The sequence below is a fragment of the Pseudomonas sp. PP3 genome (genome assembly GCF_905336995.1).
Taxonomy (GTDB): Bacteria; Pseudomonadota; Gammaproteobacteria; order Pseudomonadales; family Pseudomonadaceae; genus Aquipseudomonas; species Aquipseudomonas reinekei.
In genome coordinates this window covers 1,583,453-1,602,169 of the sequence record NZ_HG995459.1, presented here as the reverse complement: position 1 = coordinate 1,602,169, position 18,717 = coordinate 1,583,453, and the positions used below count along the sequence as shown (strand labels likewise).

The following is an 18,717-nucleotide window of genomic DNA, read 5'->3' as shown; positions in this document are numbered from 1 at the left end:
TGGAAAGCGCTAACATGCGCTTTCCACACTGCCTGAAACGAGCCTTTAGCCATGACCGATGAATTTAGCGAAGCCCAGGCCAGCGTCCTGATCGGCACCGCCGAGAAAATGATCGAGATCTGGAATCGCCTCCCTCCCGAGAAACAAGCCGCTTTGCTGGCCCGCTTCGGCACGGAAGAAAATGCCTTGGCCGCACTGGTCACAACGCAACTGGTAGCCCCTGCCAAGCCCGAGTGACACCGCCCGGCAAATAGTTTTACTTTTTCACAACCCACGACAGCCAGCACCGCTATCATAAGCAGCCTATCTATCCTGCTTTACCGTGGACCTTTACCCATGCCTGAAACCCAGCGCCCCTTGGCGGTCACGCTGCAAGTTGTATCCATCGTCCTTTTTACCTTCATCGGCTACTTGAATATCGGCATTCCCCTCGCCGTATTACCCGGCTATGTGCATAGCGACCTGGGCTTCGGCGCGGTGATCGCGGGCCTGGTCATCAGCGTGCAATACCTGGCCACCCTGCTCAGCCGCCCGTACGCCGGCAAGATCATCGACAACAAAGGCAGCAAGCTGGCGGTCATGTATGGCCTGGCCGGTTGTGGCTTGAGTGGTGTGTTCATGCTGATTTCAGCCTGGACCCAAAGCCTGCCGATGCTCAGCCTGATCAGCCTGCTGATCGGCCGCCTGGTCCTCGGCAGCGCCGAAAGCCTGGTGGGTTCCGGTTCGATTGGCTGGGGCATCGGCCGGGTGGGCGCGGCGAATACCGCCAAGGTCATCTCATGGAACGGCATCGCCAGCTATGGCGCACTGGCGATCGGCGCGCCGTTGGGTGTTTTGCTGGTCAGTAAAATAGGCTTGTGGAGCATGGGCGTGAGTATCGTGCTGCTGGCCGTTTTGGGTCTGCTGCTGGCCTGGCCGAAAACCGCCGCGCCGATCGTTGTCGGCGAGCGCTTGCCTTTCATGCATGTACTTGGCCGAGTGTTGCCCCACGGCTGTGGCCTGGCCTTGGGCTCCATCGGGTTCGGCACCATCGCCACGTTCATCACCCTGTATTACGCCACGCAGCACTGGGAAAACGCAGTGCTGTGCCTGAGCCTGTTTGGCGCCAGCTTCATCGGCGCGCGCCTGTTGTTCGGCAACCTGATCAACCGCCTCGGCGGCTTTCGCGTGGCGATTGCCTGTTTGTCGGTGGAAACCCTGGGCCTGTTGCTGCTGTGGCTGGCACCGGACGCGCACTGGGCGCTGGCAGGCGCGGCATTGAGCGGTTTCGGTTTCTCGCTGGTGTTCCCGGCGCTGGGGGTGGAAGCGGTCAACCTCGTACCCGCCTCCAGTCGTGGCGCTGCTGTGGGGGCTTATTCGCTGTTCATCGACTTGTCGCTGGGGATCACCGGACCACTGGCCGGTGCAATTGCCGCCGGATTCGGCTTTGCTTCAATCTTCCTGTTCGCCGCACTGGCGGCACTCAGTGGCCTGGCGCTCAGCGTGTACTTGTACCGTCAGGCACCGAGGCAGCGTGAAACCCGCGACACGCGTTAGAAGTCGACCTTGCCGCGCCCGGCCTTGATATTGCCGCGCTTGCTTTTGGATTCGAGCCGCCGCGTCTTTGAACCGAGCGTCGGCTTGGTCGGGCGGCGCTTCTTTTCGACCTTGGTGGCGCTCTGGATCAGCTCGACCAAACGCTCCAGGGCATCGGCGCGGTTCTGCTCCTGGGTCCGGTATTGCTGGGCCTTGATGATCAGCACGCCATCGCTGGTGATGCGGCTGTCGCGCAGCGCCAGCAGCCGTTCCTTGTAGAACTCGGGCAAGGACGAGGCCGGAATGTCGAAGCGCAGGTGCACGGCGCTCGACACCTTGTTGACGTTCTGCCCACCCGCGCCCTGGGCACGAATGGCGGTCAGCTCGATCTCGGCATCCGGCAGATGCACATTGTTGGAAATCACCAGCATGGAAAAGCGTCCGTATTCAGAGCGTGCAGGATACCGCGAATCCCCCCAATTTCCGGCCAACCTTTTGTAGGAGCTGGCTTGCCAGCTCAGGTTTTGCAGCGCCCACAAAAAACCCGGCACTTGGCCGGGTTTTTTGTTTCTGCGGGGAATTACTCCACAGCGGCTTGCATTGCACGCTGCGCATTGCGCTTGGTCTTGATGCCGTAGCAGACCCACATGAACACGACCCACACCGGAATCGCATACACCGAGATCTGGATCCCCGGGATCAACAGCATCACGCCAAGGATGAACACCACGAACGCCAGGCAGACGTAGTTCCCGTACGGGTACCACAGGGCCTTGAACAGCGGCGTTTGTTTGGTCTTGTTCATGTGCTGGCGGAACTTGAAGTGCGAGAAGCTGATCATCGCCCAGTTGATCACCAGGGTCGCAACCACCAGCGACATCAGCAGTTCCAACGCGCTGTGCGGAATCAGGTAGTTCAGCAGAACCGCGATCAGGGTCACCGCAGCCGAAGCCAGGATCGAACGTACCGGCACGCCGCGCTTGTCGATCTTCGCCAGCGCTTTCGGCGCATCGCCCTGCTCGGCCATGCCCAGCAGCATCCGGCTGTTGCAGTAGGTGCCGCTGTTGTACACCGACAACGCCGCGGTCAGGACCACAAAGTTGAGGATGTGCGCGGCGTTGTTGCTGCCCAGCATCGAGAACACCTGTACGAACGGGCTGCCGCTGTAGGAATCACCGGAGGCGTTGAGGGTGGTCAGCAGACTGTCCCAAGGCGTCAACGACAGCAGGATGACCAGTGCACCGATGTAGAAAATCAGGATCCGGTAGATCACCTGGTTGATGGCTTTCGGGATCACGGTTTTCGGCTTGTCGGCTTCGGCTGCGGTGAAACCGAGCATCTCCAGGCCGCCGAAGGAGAACATGATGATCGCCATGGCCATCACCAGACCACTGATGCCATTGGGGAAGAAGCCGCCGTGGGTCCACAGGTTGCTGACCGCCGCTTGCGGGCCGCCGTTACCGCTGACCAGCAGGTAGCTGCCCAGGCCGATCATACCGACAATCGCCACGACCTTGATGATCGCAAACCAGAACTCGGCTTCGCCAAACACTTTGACGTTGGCCAGGTTAATCGCATTGATCAGCACGAAGAAGGCAGCTGCGGAGGCCCAGGTCGGGATGTCCGGCGCCCAATAGTGGATGTATTTGCCGACCGCGGTCAGCTCGGACATGCCCACCAGAATGTACAGGATCCAGCAGTTCCAGCCCGACAGGAACCCGGCAAAACCGCCCCAGTATTTGTGCGCGAAGTGGCTGAAGGAACCGGCCACCGGCTCTTCGACAATCATTTCGCCCAGTTGGCGCATGATCATGAAGGCAATGAAGCCGCAAATGGCGTAGCCGAGAATCATCGATGGGCCGGCGGATTTCAGTACCCCGGCCGAGCCGAGGAACAAACCGGTACCGATCGCGCCACCGAGGGCGATCAGTTGAATGTGGCGATTTTTCAGGCCGCGTTTCAGCTCGCCTGAATGCGAGTTTTGTCCACTCATGAAAAGGGTCTCACGCAAGGTTTGATGATGTTCAGAAGACGTTGCTGCTCAAGAAAGGCGTTAAGCGGCACCGATCAAACCCCAGCGCAGGCACCAGGAGTTCAGCGTATTTACAACGGTCATGCGTCACCTGTTTGTTTTTATCTGTGACGAAATCGAACCCGACACGCTCGTGACGCGGCGGAGTGAACAAGGCGGATAGCCTTGAGAATTGCGCAGATGCGCAGGAGGTCACAGGTAAAACGCGCGCATTGTACACCGCTAACCCCCTGCTGCCAGACCCGCTGGACAAGCGTGTCTATTGCCGGGATTGCCTGTGTCCGCCCCGAGAGACTCGGGCGGCTGCAAATAAAGGGTCAGACCCTTGCGGATCATTGGCGGGGGCGACAGAAAAAACACCCCTGGTGGAGAACTGGAAACGGATTGCGGCGTTCATTGCGCCTCCCTTTTTGTTATGCACCTGCACGACAGGCATGGCGCGCATAACACCTTGCTGGGGCCGAGGAAACAAGCGGGCTAGAGAGGTGGAAGAAGCTCCGGAGAGAGTTGAGCGTAAAAATTTTCTTACGACATCCGCGAAGCTGAGGTTTCACGGGACTAATCTGCGAATTCCGTAAGATTTTCTTTACAAGGCGTAATTCAGTCTTTCCACTTCGGACAATCCGTTGTGGCGACTGGCGCTTTCGCGAGCAGGCTCGCTCCCACAAGGGATCGCATTTCTATGGAACAACCCGGTCTCCTGCTCGCGTAGGCACCCCCCGAATACACCACAGGGCTAAAATCAGGCACAAAAAAAAGCCAACCCGAGGGTTGGCGTTTTTTATCAAGCGCTTACCGATTACTCAGGCTTGCGACGACCAAAGCCCGGACGCTGACCCGAACCGGCCGGTGCACCACGGCGCTTGCCCGACGGGGTATCACCGTCGACCAGTTTGATCCCCGGACGCTTCGGCGCTGGCTTGGCCGGACGCTTGGTGTCGGCTGGACGATCCGCGACCGGTGTACCACGACTTTCGCCACGCTCGGTACGGCCATTGGCCGGACGCGGCGTACGCGGGCCGCGTTCACCGTCCTGACGGGCAGCTGGCTTGCGACCCGGACGCTCGCCTTCGATCTGCGGCTCACGGCTTGCGCGCGGCGCGGTAGGTGCGGTGGCGCCAGCGGCTGGACGCAGGGTGCGCACGCGCTCGGTCTTGGCCATCGGCCGCGACGATTTGCGCTGCATCCGGTCAAGCTTGTCTTTGCTCTTGGCGTTCATCTGCGGCATCGCCACCGGCGTCAAGCCAACTTCGGCACTCAGAATGTCGACTTCGTACTGGCTCATTTCGCGCCAGCGACCCATCGGCAGGTCGGAGTTGAGGAACACCGGACCGAAACGCACGCGCTTGAGACGGCTGACCACCAGCCCCTGGGATTCCCACAGGCGACGAACTTCGCGGTTGCGACCTTCCATCACCACGCAGTGATACCAGTGGTTGAAACCTTCACCACCGGGTGCCTGCTTGATGTCGGTGAACTTGGCCGGGCCGTCTTCGAGAACAACACCAGCCTTCAGGCGCTCGATCATCTCGTCATCGACTTCGCCACGCACACGTACCGCGTATTCACGGTCCATTTCGTAGGAAGGGTGCATCAGGCGGTTGGCCAGTTCACCGTCGGTGGTGAACATCAGCAAACCGGTGGTGTTGATGTCGAGGCGACCGATGTTGATCCAGCGGCCTTCTTTCGGCTTTGGCATCTTGTCGAACACGGTCGGACGACCTTCCGGGTCGACACGGGTGCAGATCTCGCCATCGGGCTTGTTGTACATAATCACGCGGCGGACCGACTCGGCAGCCTCTTCGCGCTTGATCACCTTGCCATCGATGGTGATGGCATCGTGCATGTCGACGCGCTGGCCAAGGGTGGCGTCTTTGCCGTTGACCTTGATGCGGCCGTGGCTGATCCAGGCTTCCACGTCACGGCGCGAGCCGACGCCGATACGGGCGAGGACCTTCTGCAGTTTTTCGCCTGCTGGGCCGATTTCCTGGTCGTCTTTCTGGTCTTTGATACTCATCTGGGCACCTCCCGGTGTGTTCTGAAAACTGGGTACTTGGGCGAAGGGATCGCCGAAGGGTCGCGAATCATACGCGCATGCGGGCGTTTGCGCATCAGAGACTAGCTGATGAATGCAAGGTTATTGGCTTTTCCGCCGGCCGGTGATCACGAGGGTTGCCAATCTTCTGTAGGAACCGGCTTGCTGGCGATGGCATCCACACGGTGAAGCTGAGGAACCGCGGTGATGCCATCGCCAGCAAGCCGGCTCCTACGGGATCAGTCTTCGAATTCGCGGCGTTCAGCCTCGATGGCTTCGGCCAGGGCCAGGGCTTCGGCTTCTTCGTCGGACAGTTCCGGCTCGGGTTTCGGCTGTTCCAGGGCCGCAACGGCGGCCAGGAGTTTTTCGCGGGCTTCGGCAACGCCGAGGATGTCGTCTTCTTGCTCAGGCTCGGCTTCAGGTTCTGCTTCAGGCTCAACCGGCAAATCCACCTGTACCGCTTCGACGTCAGGCTGCTCCGGATCAATCGCCGGCAGCTCACCATCACGCAACAAGTCGTCGAAGTCGGTCTTGATCCCCTCTTCCATGCTGTCCAGTTCCAGCAACAGTGTGTGGAAACTGGTTTCTTCCTTCGGCTCTTCCGGTTCGGCGCTGGCGTCTGCCAGTTCTTGCAACGATGCCGGCACAGGTGCGTCGTCAAAGTCGAGCACCGGATCGGGTTCCAGCTCGCGCAGTTCCGCCAGCGGTGGCAGGTCGTCGAGGTTTTTCAGGTTGAAGTGATCGAGAAACGCCTTGGTGGTGGCGAACATCGCCGGTTTACCCGGCACGTCGCGGTAGCCGACGATGCGAATCCATTCGCGCTCCATCAGCGTCTTGACGATCTGACTGTTGACCGCCACGCCCCGCACATCTTCAATTTCGCCCCGGGTGATCGGCTGTCGATAGGCGATCAGCGCGATGGTTTCGAGCATGGCCCGCGAATAACGCTGCGGCCGCTCTTCCCACAATCGGCCGACCCACGGCGAGAACTTCTCGCGAATTTGCAGGCGATAGCCGGAAGCCACTTCTTTGAGCTCGTACGCGCGGCCATCGCAGGATTTCCCCAGAATGGTCAGGGCCTTCTTGAAAACCGCCGGATCCGGCCGCTCGCCTTCTTCGAAGAGTTCGAACAATCGTTCCAGGGATTGCGGCTTTCCCGAGGCCAACAGAAAGGCTTCAAGCAATGGCGCCAGCTCGCGGGGTTCACTCAGGTTCATGATTAAACTCGTTATTCGGCTCGGGCTCGCACATGGATCGCGGCGAACGGCTCATTCTGCACCAACTCGACCAAGGATTCCTTGACCAGTTCGAGGATGGCCATGAACGTCACGACAACCCCCAGGCGCCCTTCTTCAGCGGTGAACAGCTCGACAAACGGCACGAAACCGCCGCCCTTGAGCCGCTCCAGCACATCGCTCATGCGTTCGCGGGTCGATAGCGCCTCACGGCTGACCTGATGGCTTTCAAACATGTCGCCACGGCGCAACACTTCGGCCATGGACATCAACAACTCTGACAAACGCACATCCGGCAACAGCTTGCGCGCCCGCGCCTCAGGGGCGTCGAGCTTGGGCACCAGCACATCGCGACCGACGCGGCTCAGGCCGTCGATGCCTTCGGCGGCGGCCTTGAAACGCTCGTACTCCTGCAAGCGGCGGATCAGTTCGGCGCGCGGGTCGTCTTCCTCTTCTTCGACGGTTTCGGCCCGCGGCAGCAACATCCGCGACTTGATCTCGGCCAGCATCGCGGCCATCACCAGGTATTCCGCCGCCAGCTCCAGGCGCACCGACTGCATCAACTCGACATAACCCATGTATTGACGGGTGATTTCCGCCACCGGGATGTCAAGGATGTTGATGTTCTGTTTGCGGATCAGGTACAGCAACAGGTCGAGCGGACCTTCGAACGCCTCGAGAAAGACCTCCAGCGCATCCGGCGGGATGTACAGGTCCAGCGGCATTTCCATGACCGCCTGGCCATAGACCATGGCGAACGGCAGCTCTTGCTGGGCTCCGGCCTGACTGTCGACGGGTTCTACTGCAGACATCTACGCCTCGGCCATGAACGGCGCTGGATCGCCGCAACCGACGCGGATCACTTCCGGTTCGCCGTCGGCGAGGTTGATCACCGTGGACGCCTTGATCCCGCCGAAACCGCCGTCGATGATCAAGTCGACCTGATGCTCGAGCAATTGGCGCATTTCGTAAGGATCAAACATCGGGTCAGTCTCGCCGGGCATGATCAGGCTCACGCTCATCAACGGTTCGCCGAGTTGATCCAGCAACGCCAACGCGATCGGATGGCTGGGCACCCGCAAGCCGATGGTGCGTTTTTTCGGGTGCAGCAACAGCCGCGGCACTTCACGCGTGGCGTTGAGAATGAAGGTGTAAGGCCCTGGCAGGTGAGCCTTGAGAATGCGGAAGGTGCCGGTGTCGATCTTGGCGAACAGGCCCAGTTGCGACAGGTCGCTGCAGATCAGCGCAAAGTTGTGTTTGTCGTCCAGCCCGCGCAAACGGCGCACGCGTTCCACGGCGACCTTGTCACCGATCTGGCAACCGATTGCATAGGAGGAGTCCGTGGGATAAATCACCACCCCGCCGCTACGAATGATCTCGACAGCCTGTTTAATCAGGCGCGCTTGCGGATTTTCCGGATGAATCTGGAAAAATTGACTCACATTCTCTACCTGTTCAGACGGCGGCAATAACTGGGTCATGTTTGAATCGACACCACAGGGGTGGCAGATCCTCCGGGAGCGGGCGGTACTCACCGATTTCCGACCACCCGCCTGGGCCATGGAAATCACTGCCGGCGCTAACCAGCAGACCGAACTCGCGGGCAAGAATGGCCAGGCTGCCCACTTGGTCGGCGGGCTGGTAACCATTGACCACTTCGATCGCGTGGCCGCCTGCTTGAATATAGTCGGCAATCAGGCGACGACGCTTGCTGCGAGTGAACTCGTAATGCCATGGGTGGGCCAGACTGACCCAGGCCTTGGCCGCGCGCAGGGTTTCGACGGTTTCTTCCAGGGTCGGCCAGTGTTGCTTGACGTCCCCCAGTTTGCCGGCGCCCAGCCATTTGCGGAACGCTTCGGCGCGATCCTTTACCAAACCTTCGCGTACCATCCAGTCGGCAAAGTGCGGGCGGGCCGGTGCGTTGCCACTGTCCCCCAGCTCCTGCTGGATTTCCCGGGCGCCTTCCAGCGCCCCCGGCATACCCTTCAATGCCAGTTTGCGACTTATTTCTTCGGACCGTAGCCAGCGGCCATCGTGCAATTTGGCGATCGCTTCGACCAACGGTGCGGCATTGACATCGAAACCATAGCCAAGCACATGAATGGTCGCGCCGCCCCAGGTGCACGACAATTCGACGCCGTTGACCAGTTGCATCCCCAGCGCGTTCGCCGCTTCCCGGGCTTCAGCGATGCCTTCGAGGGTGTCGTGATCGGTCAGGGCCAGGACTCGCACGCCTTTCTCGAACGCACGCGCAACCAGTACCGCAGGCGCCAGGGCGCCATCGGAGGCCGTGCTATGGCAGTGCAAATCAACATTCACAGGGCTTTGTAACCTCAAATCAGCTGGCGCTATCGCGCGCCCATATGTTTGTTATTATGCCGCCACATCCTGCTTCTGGCTGCCACTGTGAAACAATTCATCGATTTCATCCCGCTCCTGCTGTTTTTCATCGTTTTCAAAATTGATCCACGGGTCGTCGATATCGCCGGCCATGAGGTAACTGTAGGCGGTATTTACAGTGCCACCGCGATGCTGATCATCAGTTCGCTGGTGGTCTACGGCGCGCTGTTCATCAAACAGCGCAAGCTGGAGAAGAGCCAGTGGCTGACCCTTATCGCCTGCCTGGTTTTCGGCAGCCTGACCCTGGCCTTCCACAGCGAAACCTTCCTGAAGTGGAAGGCGCCGGTGGTCAACTGGCTGTTCGCCCTGGGTTTCATCGGCAGCCACTTTATCGGTGATCGCCTGCTGATCAAACGCATCATGGGCCACGCGCTGACTTTGCCGGACCCGGTCTGGACACGCCTGAACATCGCCTGGATCGTGTTTTTCCTGTTTTGCGGTGCCGCCAACCTGTTCGTCGCGTTCACCTTCCAGAGCTACTGGGTCGACTTCAAGGTCTTCGGCAGCCTGGGCATGACCTTGCTGTTCCTGATTGGCCAGGGCATCTACCTGTCCCGTCATCTGCACGACGCCGATACCACAACGCCAAAAACCGAGGACTGACATGCTTTACGCAATCATTGCCACAGACGTCGCCAACTCCCTGGAAGCCCGCCTGGCCGCACGGCCTGCGCACCTTGAGCGTCTGCAAGTGCTCAAGGGTGAAGGTCGCATCGTTCTGGCCGGCCCGCATCCGGCTGTCGACAGCAATGATCCGGGCGCAGCGGGTTTCACCGGCAGCCTGATCGTCGCCGAATTCGACTCCCTGAGCGCCGCCCAGGCCTGGGCCGATGCCGATCCGTACATCGCCGCAGGCGTCTACGCCAACGTTCTGGTCAAGCCGTTCAAGCAAGTCCTGCCGTAACGCCCTCTCACGCGATGAACCTTATCGGTTCATCGCGTTCTCAATCGCTCATTATTCTCGTCTGCCGGCCGACAACTTCCCAATACTCGTATTGGAATCAGGAGTCGCGATGCGCAAAGGTCCGTTGTGTCTGTTGTTGGTCACGTTGTCGATCATGGCCCCCGCCCACGGTGAAGAAAGCGCCGAGGGCGGCAGTTCGACGCCTTTGTCCCTCAGCGCCGGCAGCCAGATCAACGAGTTGCAGCAACGCTTGAAAGAAAGCGAACGGCAACGAGAAGAACTGAGCAAACAATTGCAGAATGCCGATGGCGAACGCGAAAGCGCCCAGCTGGCACGGTTGCGCCAGGAGAACCAGCGTCTGAAGCTGCAACTCAAGGAAGCCCAGGCCGGCAGCGGGTTGCCGCGGTTGCTGACCGATCAGCAGCAGTGGTTCGTTATCGGCGCCGGGGTAGCGCTATTGGCCCTGCTCTGCGGTATCTTCGCCAGTGGTGCAAGTCGAAAACGTCGACAATGGCTAAATTGAGTGAGTCATGAGCGAGCTGTTACTAATTGATGATGACCAGGAGCTGTGTGAGCTCCTGAGCAGTTGGCTGAATCAGGAAGGCTTTCAGGTTCGCGCCTGCCACGATGGCCAGAGTGCCCGTCGTGCACTGGCTGAAACCTCGCCAGCGGCCGTGGTGCTGGATGTGATGCTGCCGGACGGCAGCGGCCTGGAACTGCTCAAGCAGTTACGCAGCGATCACCCGGATTTACCGGTGCTGATGCTCTCGGCGCGTGGCGAACCGCTGGACCGCATCCTCGGCCTGGAACTGGGTGCCGACGATTACCTGGCCAAACCGTGCGACCCGCGTGAGCTGACCGCCCGGCTGCGCGCCGTGTTGCGTCGCAGCCATCCGGCCGCGGTGTCCAGCCAGCTGGAACTGGGCGACCTGTGTTTCAGCCCGGTGCGCGGTGTAGTCAGCATCGATGAGAAAGAACTGACCCTGACGGTGTCCGAAAGCCGTCTGCTCGAAGCCTTGCTCAAGCAACCCGGCGAACCACTGGACAAACAGGAGCTCGCGCAAATCGCCCTCGGCCGCAAGCTGACCCTGTATGACCGCAGCCTGGACATGCACGTCAGCAACCTGCGCAAGAAGATCGGCCCGCACCCGGATGGCCGTCCGCGCATCGTGGCCCTGCGTAGCCGCGGCTATTACTACAGTCTGTAAAGCGAAAAAAAGCCGGCCTGTTGCAACCTGTGGCGAGGGAGCTTGCTCCCGTTGACTGCGCAGCAGTCTATCTTTGGGGCCGCTTCGCAGCCCAGCGGGAGCAAGCTCCCTCGCCACAGACCACTATCCCCACATGGCGTTATGTCAGCCACTGATGAAATCTTCTTTACTCAAGCTTTACCTACCGCTGACCGCCGCTGACCTTGATCTGCGTAATCTGTACTCATCCGGAACGTACCGGGAATGAGACAAGGAGATTCACCATGCGCAAGACTCTTATCGCTCTGATGTTCGCCGCCGCTCTGCCGACCGTTGCCATGGCCATGCCTGAAGGCTCCGGCCCGATGGGTGGCCCGATGGACGGCCCGCGCCACGGCGGTCAGATGCACGGCATGCACGGTAAAGGCCCGTACAGCGAGCTGGACCTGAGCCGCGAACAGCGCGAGCAGATCCGCAAGATCATGGGCGAGCAGATGCACGAGCGTAAGCAAGTGGTCGACAAGTACCTGGAAAAACTCTCGCCCGCCGACCAGAAAGCCATGAAAGACGAAATGGCCGCGAACCACAAAAAAGCCGAGGCGGATGTACGCGCCTTGCTGAAACCGGATCAACAGAAGCAATTCGACGAGATCCAGAAGAAGAAGACTGAGCGTCGCGCCGAATGGGCTGAATTCAAGGCCTGGAAAGCGCAACAGCCGCAAAAAGCGCAATAATGCGTTAATCCCGGACCCAACGGCTGAACACCGTTGGGTCTGATGTTTTTGAAACTGTGGGAGCGAGGTTGCTCGCGATAGCGTTCTTTCAGACACGTTGATGTTGAATGTGCCGACGCTTTCGCGAGCAGGCTCGCTCCCACACAGGTTTGTGACAGTTCGAGGATCTTCTGTGCGCTCATTGTTCTGGCGGATTCTGGCCAGCTTCTGGCTGGCCATCGCTCTGGTTGCAGGGCTTTCCATTCTGCTCGGGCACATGCTCAACCAGGATGCATGGATCCTCAGTCGCCACCCGGGCCTCAACACCCTGGCAGAAGAGTGGACGCAAACCTACGAGACCCAGGGCGAGGAAGCCGCTCAGGACATTCTCGAGCAACGCAAACGCCAGTATCACATCGACGTTCAGGTGCTCAACGAAAGTGGCGACCCGGTGGTGCGCGGCACCTTCCCCCGCCGTGCGGCAGCCTTCGAAGCACGCCAGAACAACGATGACCGCCGCCTGCCCTGGCGCCGTCTGACCGACGAGTACACCAGCGAAAAAACCGGCGACACCTATCTGCTGATCTACCGCATCCCCCACCCTGAACTCGACGCCTGGCACCGCGAAAGCCTGCTCTGGCCCTTGAGTGCGCTGGGTATCGCGCTGGTGGTGCTGACCCTGTTCAGCCTGTTCGTCACCCTGTCCATCACCCGCCCGCTCAGTCGTTTACGCGGCGCCGTGCATGACCTGGGACAAACCACCTATCAACAGAACAGCCTGGTCAAACTGGCCAACCGCCGCGATGAATTCGGCGTGCTGGCCAATGACTTCAACCGCATGGGCGCTCGCCTGCAAAGCCTGATCGGCAGTCAGCGGCAGTTGCTGCGTGACGTGTCCCACGAACTGCGCTCACCCCTCGCCCGCCTGCGCATTGCACTGGCATTGGCCGAACGGGCCACGCCTGAAGAACGGGAAAAACTCTGGCCGCGCCTGACCCGCGAATGCGACCGGCTCGAAGCGTTGATCAGCGAGATTCTGGTATTGGCGCGCGTCGATGCCGATAACGCCAGCGCTGAAGAAGTCGATCTCAATGCGCTGCTCCATACCCTGCAAAAGGATGCTCAACTGGGTGTGCCCGACCAGCTCGTCCATCTGGAGGCTGAACCGCAGTTGAACCTCACGGGCTGGCCGACGATGATCGAGCGCGCCGTGGACAACCTGCTGCGCAATGCCCAGCGCTTCAATCCGTCAGGAGGGCTGCCGATTGAAATGCAGGCGCTGCGCAACGGCGAGAAAATTGTCGTGACCGTGCGCGATCACGGGCCGGGGGTAAACGCCGAGCATTTGAATCAGCTCGGTGAACCGTTCTATCGCGCCCCCGGCCAGACAGCCGCCGGACATGGCCTGGGCCTGGCCATTGCGCGACGCGCGGCGGAGCGCCATGGCGGCAGCCTGGTACTGGCCAATCACCCGGAGGGCGGGTTTATTGCCAGCCTGGAATTTCCGTTGGTGCCCGGAGTCGCCGCTTAGGCGGCTGGCCAGGCGCTGACGAACTCGGCCAGATCCACCTTCTCCGCCACCCGCGGTTCTTTCTGCGGTGTGCCGAGGTAAAGGAAGGCAATCACCTCTTCGCCTTCCGACAGCCCCAGGCCCTTGGCCACATGCGGCGAGTACGCCAGGTCGCCGGTGCGCCACACCGCACCGATGCCTTGCGCGTAAGCCGCCAGCAAAATCCCGTGGGCCGCACATCCCGCCGCCAGCAATTGCTCGGACTTCGGATACTTGACGTGTTCCTGCACACGAGCGATCACCACAACCACCAAGGGTGCGCGTAACGGGCCGTTACGGGCCTTGTCGATGGCAGCCTCAGTGACTTCACCGTCCTGCAGCTTCGCGGCTTCAGCCAGCAACTCGCCCATTTGTTCGCGCGCCGCGCCTTCTACCGTCAGGAACCGCCAAGGTTGCAAGTGACCATGGTCCGGTGCGCGCATGGCTGCGCCGAACAACACTTCGCGCTGCTCGGCGGTGGGTGCGGGATCTAGCAGTCGTGGAACGGAAACACGGTTGAGCAAAGCGTCGAGAGCCTGCATCGGCCACCTCCAGAAAAAATTGTGCGGCTATTCTAGCGGTAACTACTCTGGCAGTGCGGTTTACATGCCCTGCCTCGCAGGTAGAATGGCGCCCTTCCCTATTTCAGCCCGAGCGGACTTCATGGCGTTGCCGACCTTACGTCTCATTGGTTTCATCATCGGCATCTTCCTGATCACCCTGGCCATCGCCATGGTCGTGCCCATGGCCACGCTGGTGATCTTCGAACGCACCGGTGACCTGCCGTCCTTCCTCTGGGCCAGCATGATCACCTTTGTCGCCGGCCTCGCCCTGGTCATCCCCGGGCGCCCCGAACACGTCCACCTGCGGCCAAGGGACATGTACCTGCTGACCGTCAGCAGCTGGCTGGTGGTCTGTATCTTCGCCGCGCTGCCATTCCTGTTGACCCAGCACATCAGCTACACCGACTCGTTCTTCGAAAGCATGTCCGGCATCACCGCCACCGGTGCGACGGTGCTTAATCGCCTGGACGACATGTCTCCCGGCATCCTGATGTGGCGCTCATTGCTGCACTGGATCGGCGGCATCGGGTTTATCGGCATGGCGGTCGCGATTCTGCCGCTGCTGCGTATCGGTGGCATGCGCCTGTTTCAGACCGAATCGTCGGACCGTTCCGAGAAAGTCATGCCCCGCTCGCACATGGTGGCGCGCCTGATCGTGGCAGCCTATGTGGGCATTACCATACTCGGCAGCCTGGCGTTCTGGTGGGCCGGGATGAGTCCGTTCGATGCGATCAACCATGCGATGTCAGCGATCTCCACTGGCGGTTTCTCCACCTCGGACCAATCCCTGGCCAAGTGGACGCAACCGGCGGTGCACTGGGTGGCGATCGTCATCATGATTCTTGGCAGCCTGCCGTTCACCCTGTACGTGGCGACCCTGCGCGGTAACCGTCGGGCGCTGATCAAGGATCAGCAGGTGCAAGGCTTGCTCGGTATGTTGCTGGTGACCTGGCTGGTGCTCGGCACCTGGTATTGGTGGACCACCCAGCTGCACTGGCTGGAAGCGTTGCGGCATGTGGCGCTGAACGTGACATCGGTGGTGACCACCACCGGCTTCGCGCTGGGGGACTACAGCCTATGGGGCAATTTCTCGCTGATGCTGTTCTTCTATCTGGGCTTCGTTGGCGGCTGCTCCGGCTCGACCGCCGGCGGGATCAAGATTTTCCGTTTCCAGGTGGCTTACATCCTGCTCAAGGCCAACCTTAACCAACTGATTCACCCGCGCGCGGTGATCAAGCAGAAGTACAACGGTCACCGGCTCGACGAAGAAATCGTCCGTTCGATCCTGACCTTCTCGTTCTTCTTCGCCATTACCATCTGCGTGATCGCGCTGTTGCTGTCACTGCTGGGCGTGGACTGGATGACAGCCCTGACCGGCGCCGCCAGCACCGTGTCCGGCGTTGGCCCCGGCCTGGGCGAGACCATCGGCCCGGCAGGCAACTTCGCTACCCTGCCGGACGCTGCCAAGTGGATTCTCTCGTTCGGCATGCTCCTTGGCCGGCTCGAGATCATTACGGTGTTTGTGTTGTGTATTCCGGCGTTCTGGCGCCATTGACCACCGCTGGCGATTGCAGCAGCCGCGCCCGGTACTCCCCGGGCGTGGCGTCGAACCAGCGGCGGAAGGCGCGGAAGAAGTTGCTCGGGTCGGCGAAGCCCAGCAGGTAGGCGATTTCCAGCAACGTCATGCTGGGTTGCGCCAAATACTGTTCGGCCAGTTCGCGCCGGGTGTCGTCGAGCAACGTCTGAAAACTCGTGCCCTCTTCCTGCAAGCGTCGCTGCAACGTGCGTTGCGACAGGTGCAGCGTCTGCGCCACGGCATCACGCTTGGGTTCGCCTTGGGGCAGCAGGCGACACAGCACTTGCCGCGCCTTGTGGGTGACGCGACTCTCGGAAAACCGCGCCAGGTATTCACCGGCAAAACGATCATGGAGCAACGCCATGGCTTCGTTGGCGGTCGGCAGCGGCGCTTCCATGTCCGCGCGCTCGAAGATCAGCGCATCGTACGGTGCGTTAAATACCAGCGGCGCATGGAAGGCTTGTTTATAGGGTTCGATATTGGCCGGTTGATCGCCCTGCACCAGCACCTTGCGCGGGTGCAGCGTGCGCCCGGTCAGCCAGCCGCACAGTGCCAGGGCGCAAGCCAGCGAAGCCTCCGCGCTTTGACGGGTCGGCGGTAAATGGTCGCCATGCACCGTCAGGATCAGCGCATACCCCTCATCCAGCAGGCGAAAGCTAAGGTCGGCGCTTTCGGCAATGATCCGCTGGTAACGCACCAGGCGCTTGAAACCTTCGGCCAAGGTCTGGCTGGACATCAAGGCGTAGCCAGCCACATGAAACTGAGCGGGTCGCACCACCTTGCCCATGTTCAGGCCAATCGCCGGGTTGCCGGACAGCTCAACCGCACGTTGCCAAAGACGTGTCATGGAATCTTGCGGGAAGCGCGCATCCGGATCATCCAGTGCCGCATAGTCGAGCCCAAGCTGCTTGAACAATACCCGGCAATCCAGGCCGTCCATTTCCAGTGCTTTGACAATCCCCATCGCCCAGCTTGCAGAAGTCGTTCTTTCGCTCATGTCGGTGTCTTGCATGATGGCCGAGTGCTACAGCCCATTTCCGAAGGATACTAAAGTGGCGCCCATTGTCACTGGCTGATGCCAATGATCACTCTAGACTCAAATAAGCTACCCGCAGAACAACTTGCAGTCAGAACAATAACCACAGAGATCGCAGTCGTGGAAAACATCAAGCGTTTCAACAGCTTCGCTGAGTTCTACCCGTATTACCTCAGCGAACACAGCAACAGTACCTGCCGACGATTGCACTTTATCGGCACGACACTGGTTATTTTCATTCTGGCGCTGACCATCGGCCGAGGCGCGTGGATGCTGTTGTGGGCCTTGCCGTTGGCCGGATACACCTTTGCGTGGGTCGGGCATTTCTTCTTCGAGAAGAATCGTCCTGCTACGTTTCAACACCCTTTCTACAGCCTGCTCGGTGATTTCGTCATGTATCGCGACATGATTTTGGGACGCGTACCGTTCTAGATCACCCGAGGATTGCCAATGAATGCCAACGCTCGCTTCACCCACATGAAAGACGGCACCCAGGAAGACTGGGCAATCATCGCCGCGGATTTCAGTGCCTACGCCCGCCAGTTGCCGGCCCGTATTACGGCGCACCTGAAGTTACTGGAAGGTGATTTTGGCGGCTTCCCGGTGGATCGCCTGACCCACTCCCTGCAAACCGCCACCCGCGCCTGGCGTGATGGCCGCGATGAAGAGTATGTGGTGTGCGCCCTGCTCCACGACATCGGCGACACCCTGGGTTCCTATAACCACCCGGATATTGCCGCGGCGATCCTCAAGCCGTTCGTCAGCGCCGAGAATGTGTGGATGGTGGAGAAACACGGGATTTTCCAGGGCTACTACTTCTTCCATCACCTGGGCATGGACCGGCATTTGCGCGAGCAATTCCGCGACCACCCGCAGTACCAGGCGACCATCGAGTTTTGTGCCAAGTACGATGCGGCGGCGTTTGATCCGGCGTATGACACCCTGCCGTTGAGCTTTTTCGAGCCTATGATGGAGCGGTTGTTTGCGCAACCGAAGAACTCGATTTACAAGGCGGCGATGGAGCAACACGCGCCGGCCTGATTCAAAAGAATGGTCTGACTGTTCTGCCATCTTCGCGGGCAAGCCCGCGAAGAGACCGGCGCAGACACTGCACATCTAACAGATCAAGCCAGCTCCGCCACCTTCGCAGCCTTCAACACCGCCTCCCGCGCCTGCGCATCCGCCAGGCGATACAACTCGATCGTGCCGTCCCAATGCTCGATCAGCGCCGTGCACGACTCCACCCAGTCGCCGCAATTGAGGTAATCCACCTCGCCGACCTTGCGGATCTCGGCATGGTGAATGTGCCCGCACACCACGCCATGCAGCTCACGCTTGACGCATTCATGGGCGATGGCTTCCTCGAAGTCGCTGATAAAGCTGACGGCGGTTTTCACTTTGTGTTTGAGGTACGCCGACAGCGACCAGTAACCGTAGCCGTAACGCGCGCGCCAATGGTTGAGCCAGCGGTTGAGGGTCAGGGTGAATTCGTAGGCCGAGTCGCCAAGAAAAGCCAGCCAGCGGTGATAGCGGGTAATCACATCGAACTGGTCGCCGTGGATCACCAGCAGGTGTCGGCCATCGGCGGTCACATGCACCGCTTCATCGACCAACTGGATGTTGCCCAAAATCAGTTTCGAATAGCGGCGCAGGAATTCGTCGTGGTTGCCGGTGACATAAATCACCTCGGTCCCGCGTTTGCTCATGGTCAGCAGGCGCCGGATGACATTGGTGTGCGCCTGTGGCCAATACATGCCGCCGCGCAGTTTCCAGCCGTCGATGATGTCGCCGACGAGGTAAATCTTGTCCGCGTGATAGCCCTTGAGAAACTGTGACAAATGCTCGGCCTGGCAATCGCGCGTGCCCAAGTGCACGTCGGAAATCCACAAGGTCCGGACACGTTGCTTACGGCTGGGTCTGGCGAGCTCGGCGCTGGTCATGGGCAACCCTCAGGACAAGTTTTGGCAAGCTT

General features: G+C 60.2%; 21 protein-coding genes. 11 read left to right on the top strand and 10 right to left on the bottom strand.

Annotation, left to right across the window (positions count from 1 at the left end):
* Positions 1-51: 51 nt before the first annotated feature.
* Positions 52-237, top strand: a complete 186-nt coding sequence (locus KHO07_RS07415) for a hypothetical protein (RefSeq protein WP_150734920.1) — start codon at positions 52-54, stop codon at positions 235-237.
* Between the two features lie 99 nt (positions 238-336).
* Positions 337-1,536: an MFS transporter gene (locus KHO07_RS07410; protein ID WP_212626819.1), complete on the top strand. Its 1,200-nt coding sequence runs from the start codon at positions 337-339 to the stop codon at positions 1,534-1,536.
* Here KHO07_RS07410 and arfB read toward each other — a convergent pair.
* The 7 genes from arfB to KHO07_RS07375 form a co-directional block, all read right to left on the bottom strand.
* Positions 1,533-1,946 (bottom strand): alternative ribosome rescue aminoacyl-tRNA hydrolase ArfB, encoded by a 414-nt coding sequence (gene arfB / locus KHO07_RS07405; RefSeq protein WP_056853046.1) that lies wholly within the window; start codon positions 1,944-1,946, stop codon positions 1,533-1,535. The genes KHO07_RS07410 and arfB overlap by 4 nt on opposite strands.
* Positions 1,947-2,095: 149 nt before the next feature.
* Positions 2,096-3,508 (bottom strand): amino acid permease, encoded by a 1,413-nt coding sequence (locus tag KHO07_RS07400; RefSeq protein WP_212626818.1) that lies wholly within the window; start codon positions 3,506-3,508, stop codon positions 2,096-2,098.
* Between the two features lie 838 nt (positions 3,509-4,346).
* Positions 4,347-5,564: a 23S rRNA pseudouridine(2605) synthase RluB gene (gene rluB, locus KHO07_RS07395; RefSeq protein ID WP_212626817.1), complete on the bottom strand. Its 1,218-nt coding sequence runs from the start codon at positions 5,562-5,564 to the stop codon at positions 4,347-4,349.
* A gap of 257 nt (positions 5,565-5,821) precedes the next feature.
* Entirely contained in the window at positions 5,822-6,799 is a 978-nt protein-coding gene (scpB, locus tag KHO07_RS07390; protein WP_212626816.1) for an SMC-Scp complex subunit ScpB, read from the bottom strand.
* Positions 6,800-6,810: 11 nt separating this feature from the next.
* Positions 6,811-7,509, bottom strand: a complete 699-nt coding sequence (locus KHO07_RS07385; protein ID WP_173668881.1) for a ScpA family protein — start codon at positions 7,507-7,509, stop codon at positions 6,811-6,813.
* A gap of 120 nt (positions 7,510-7,629) precedes the next feature.
* Positions 7,630-8,259 carry an L-threonylcarbamoyladenylate synthase gene (locus KHO07_RS07380; RefSeq protein WP_150735022.1) on the bottom strand — a complete coding sequence of 210 codons (630 nt, stop codon included), beginning with the start codon at positions 8,257-8,259 and terminating at the stop codon, positions 7,630-7,632.
* A gap of 13 nt (positions 8,260-8,272) precedes the next feature.
* A complete protein-coding gene (locus KHO07_RS07375; RefSeq protein WP_212626815.1) occupies positions 8,273-9,136 on the bottom strand; it encodes a PHP domain-containing protein in 864 nt (287 codons plus the stop codon).
* Between the two features lie 87 nt (positions 9,137-9,223).
* Between KHO07_RS07375 and KHO07_RS07370 the strand changes: the two genes are divergently transcribed.
* From KHO07_RS07370 to KHO07_RS07345, 6 genes are all read left to right on the top strand, one after another.
* Positions 9,224-9,820 (top strand): septation protein A, encoded by a 597-nt coding sequence (locus KHO07_RS07370; RefSeq protein WP_150734926.1) that lies wholly within the window; start codon positions 9,224-9,226, stop codon positions 9,818-9,820.
* Position 9,821: 1 nt separating this feature from the next.
* Positions 9,822-10,121, top strand: coding sequence for a YciI family protein (locus tag KHO07_RS07365; RefSeq protein ID WP_007984134.1), 300 nt, complete (start codon positions 9,822-9,824; stop codon positions 10,119-10,121).
* 109 nt (positions 10,122-10,230) lie between these two features.
* Complete coding sequence (locus tag KHO07_RS07360) at positions 10,231-10,644, top strand: translation initiation factor 2 (RefSeq protein WP_150734927.1); 414 nt, start codon at positions 10,231-10,233, stop codon at positions 10,642-10,644.
* A gap of 7 nt (positions 10,645-10,651) precedes the next feature.
* Positions 10,652-11,329: a response regulator transcription factor gene (locus KHO07_RS07355; RefSeq protein ID WP_212626814.1), complete on the top strand. Its 678-nt coding sequence runs from the start codon at positions 10,652-10,654 to the stop codon at positions 11,327-11,329.
* Between the two features lie 263 nt (positions 11,330-11,592).
* Complete coding sequence (locus KHO07_RS07350) at positions 11,593-12,042, top strand: LTXXQ domain protein (RefSeq protein ID WP_212626813.1); 450 nt, start codon at positions 11,593-11,595, stop codon at positions 12,040-12,042.
* Between the two features lie 172 nt (positions 12,043-12,214).
* Positions 12,215-13,552 carry a HAMP domain-containing sensor histidine kinase gene (locus KHO07_RS07345; RefSeq protein ID WP_150734929.1) on the top strand — a complete coding sequence of 446 codons (1,338 nt, stop codon included), beginning with the start codon at positions 12,215-12,217 and terminating at the stop codon, positions 13,550-13,552.
* Here the strand turns inward: KHO07_RS07345 and KHO07_RS07340 are convergent.
* The gene (locus tag KHO07_RS07340; RefSeq protein WP_212626812.1) at positions 13,549-14,112 is read right to left on the bottom strand and encodes an NAD(P)H nitroreductase; all 564 of its coding nucleotides are present in this window, start codon (positions 14,110-14,112) and stop codon (positions 13,549-13,551) included. The two genes, KHO07_RS07345 and KHO07_RS07340, sit on opposite strands and share 4 nt — an antisense overlap.
* A gap of 121 nt (positions 14,113-14,233) precedes the next feature.
* Here KHO07_RS07340 and KHO07_RS07335 point away from each other — a divergent pair, with 121 nt between their 5' ends.
* The gene (locus KHO07_RS07335; protein ID WP_150734931.1) at positions 14,234-15,688 is read left to right on the top strand and encodes a TrkH family potassium uptake protein; all 1,455 of its coding nucleotides are present in this window, start codon (positions 14,234-14,236) and stop codon (positions 15,686-15,688) included.
* On the opposite strand, the gene KHO07_RS07330 is transcribed toward KHO07_RS07335, so the two are convergent.
* Entirely contained in the window at positions 15,645-16,706 is a 1,062-nt protein-coding gene (locus KHO07_RS07330; protein ID WP_212626811.1) for an AraC family transcriptional regulator, read from the bottom strand. The genes KHO07_RS07335 and KHO07_RS07330 overlap by 44 nt on opposite strands.
* 159 nt (positions 16,707-16,865) lie before the next feature.
* Here KHO07_RS07330 and KHO07_RS07325 point away from each other — a divergent pair, with 159 nt between their 5' ends.
* Positions 16,866-17,177 carry a DUF962 domain-containing protein gene (locus KHO07_RS07325; protein ID WP_075948932.1) on the top strand — a complete coding sequence of 104 codons (312 nt, stop codon included), beginning with the start codon at positions 16,866-16,868 and terminating at the stop codon, positions 17,175-17,177.
* Positions 17,178-17,195: 18 nt separating this feature from the next.
* Positions 17,196-17,786 carry a phosphohydrolase gene (locus KHO07_RS07320; RefSeq protein ID WP_150734933.1) on the top strand — a complete coding sequence of 197 codons (591 nt, stop codon included), beginning with the start codon at positions 17,196-17,198 and terminating at the stop codon, positions 17,784-17,786.
* A gap of 83 nt (positions 17,787-17,869) precedes the next feature.
* Here the strand turns inward: KHO07_RS07320 and KHO07_RS07315 are convergent, their stop codons facing one another.
* A complete protein-coding gene (locus KHO07_RS07315) occupies positions 17,870-18,685 on the bottom strand; it encodes a UDP-2,3-diacylglucosamine diphosphatase (RefSeq protein ID WP_150734934.1) in 816 nt (271 codons plus the stop codon).
* Positions 18,686-18,717 lie beyond the last annotated feature (32 nt).

Bases quoted from the DNA above. Each gene is read 5' to 3' on its own strand.
- KHO07_RS07415 (WP_150734920.1), top strand. From the start codon at position 52: ATGACCGATGAATTTAGCGAAGCCCAGGCCAGCGTCCTGATCGGCACC.
- KHO07_RS07410 (WP_212626819.1), top strand. From the start codon at position 337: ATGCCTGAAACCCAGCGCCCCTTGGCGGTCACGCTGCAAGTTGTATCC.
- arfB (WP_056853046.1), bottom strand. From the start codon at position 1,946: ATGCTGGTGATTTCCAACAATGTGCATCTGCCGGATGCCGAGATCGAG.
- KHO07_RS07400 (WP_212626818.1), bottom strand. From the start codon at position 3,508: ATGAGTGGACAAAACTCGCATTCAGGCGAGCTGAAACGCGGCCTGAAA.
- rluB (WP_212626817.1), bottom strand. From the start codon at position 5,564: ATGAGTATCAAAGACCAGAAAGACGACCAGGAAATCGGCCCAGCAGGC.
- scpB (WP_212626816.1), bottom strand. From the start codon at position 6,799: ATGAACCTGAGTGAACCCCGCGAGCTGGCGCCATTGCTTGAAGCCTTT.
- KHO07_RS07365 (WP_007984134.1), top strand. From the start codon at position 9,822: ATGCTTTACGCAATCATTGCCACAGACGTCGCCAACTCCCTGGAAGCC.
- KHO07_RS07360 (WP_150734927.1), top strand. From the start codon at position 10,231: ATGCGCAAAGGTCCGTTGTGTCTGTTGTTGGTCACGTTGTCGATCATG.
- KHO07_RS07355 (WP_212626814.1), top strand. From the start codon at position 10,652: ATGAGCGAGCTGTTACTAATTGATGATGACCAGGAGCTGTGTGAGCTC.
- KHO07_RS07350 (WP_212626813.1), top strand. From the start codon at position 11,593: ATGCGCAAGACTCTTATCGCTCTGATGTTCGCCGCCGCTCTGCCGACC.
- KHO07_RS07340 (WP_212626812.1), bottom strand. From the start codon at position 14,112: ATGCAGGCTCTCGACGCTTTGCTCAACCGTGTTTCCGTTCCACGACTG.
- KHO07_RS07335 (WP_150734931.1), top strand. From the start codon at position 14,234: ATGGCGTTGCCGACCTTACGTCTCATTGGTTTCATCATCGGCATCTTC.
- KHO07_RS07330 (WP_212626811.1), bottom strand. From the start codon at position 16,706: ATGAGCGAAAGAACGACTTCTGCAAGCTGGGCGATGGGGATTGTCAAA.
- KHO07_RS07320 (WP_150734933.1), top strand. From the start codon at position 17,196: ATGAATGCCAACGCTCGCTTCACCCACATGAAAGACGGCACCCAGGAA.
- KHO07_RS07315 (WP_150734934.1), bottom strand. From the start codon at position 18,685: ATGACCAGCGCCGAGCTCGCCAGACCCAGCCGTAAGCAACGTGTCCGG.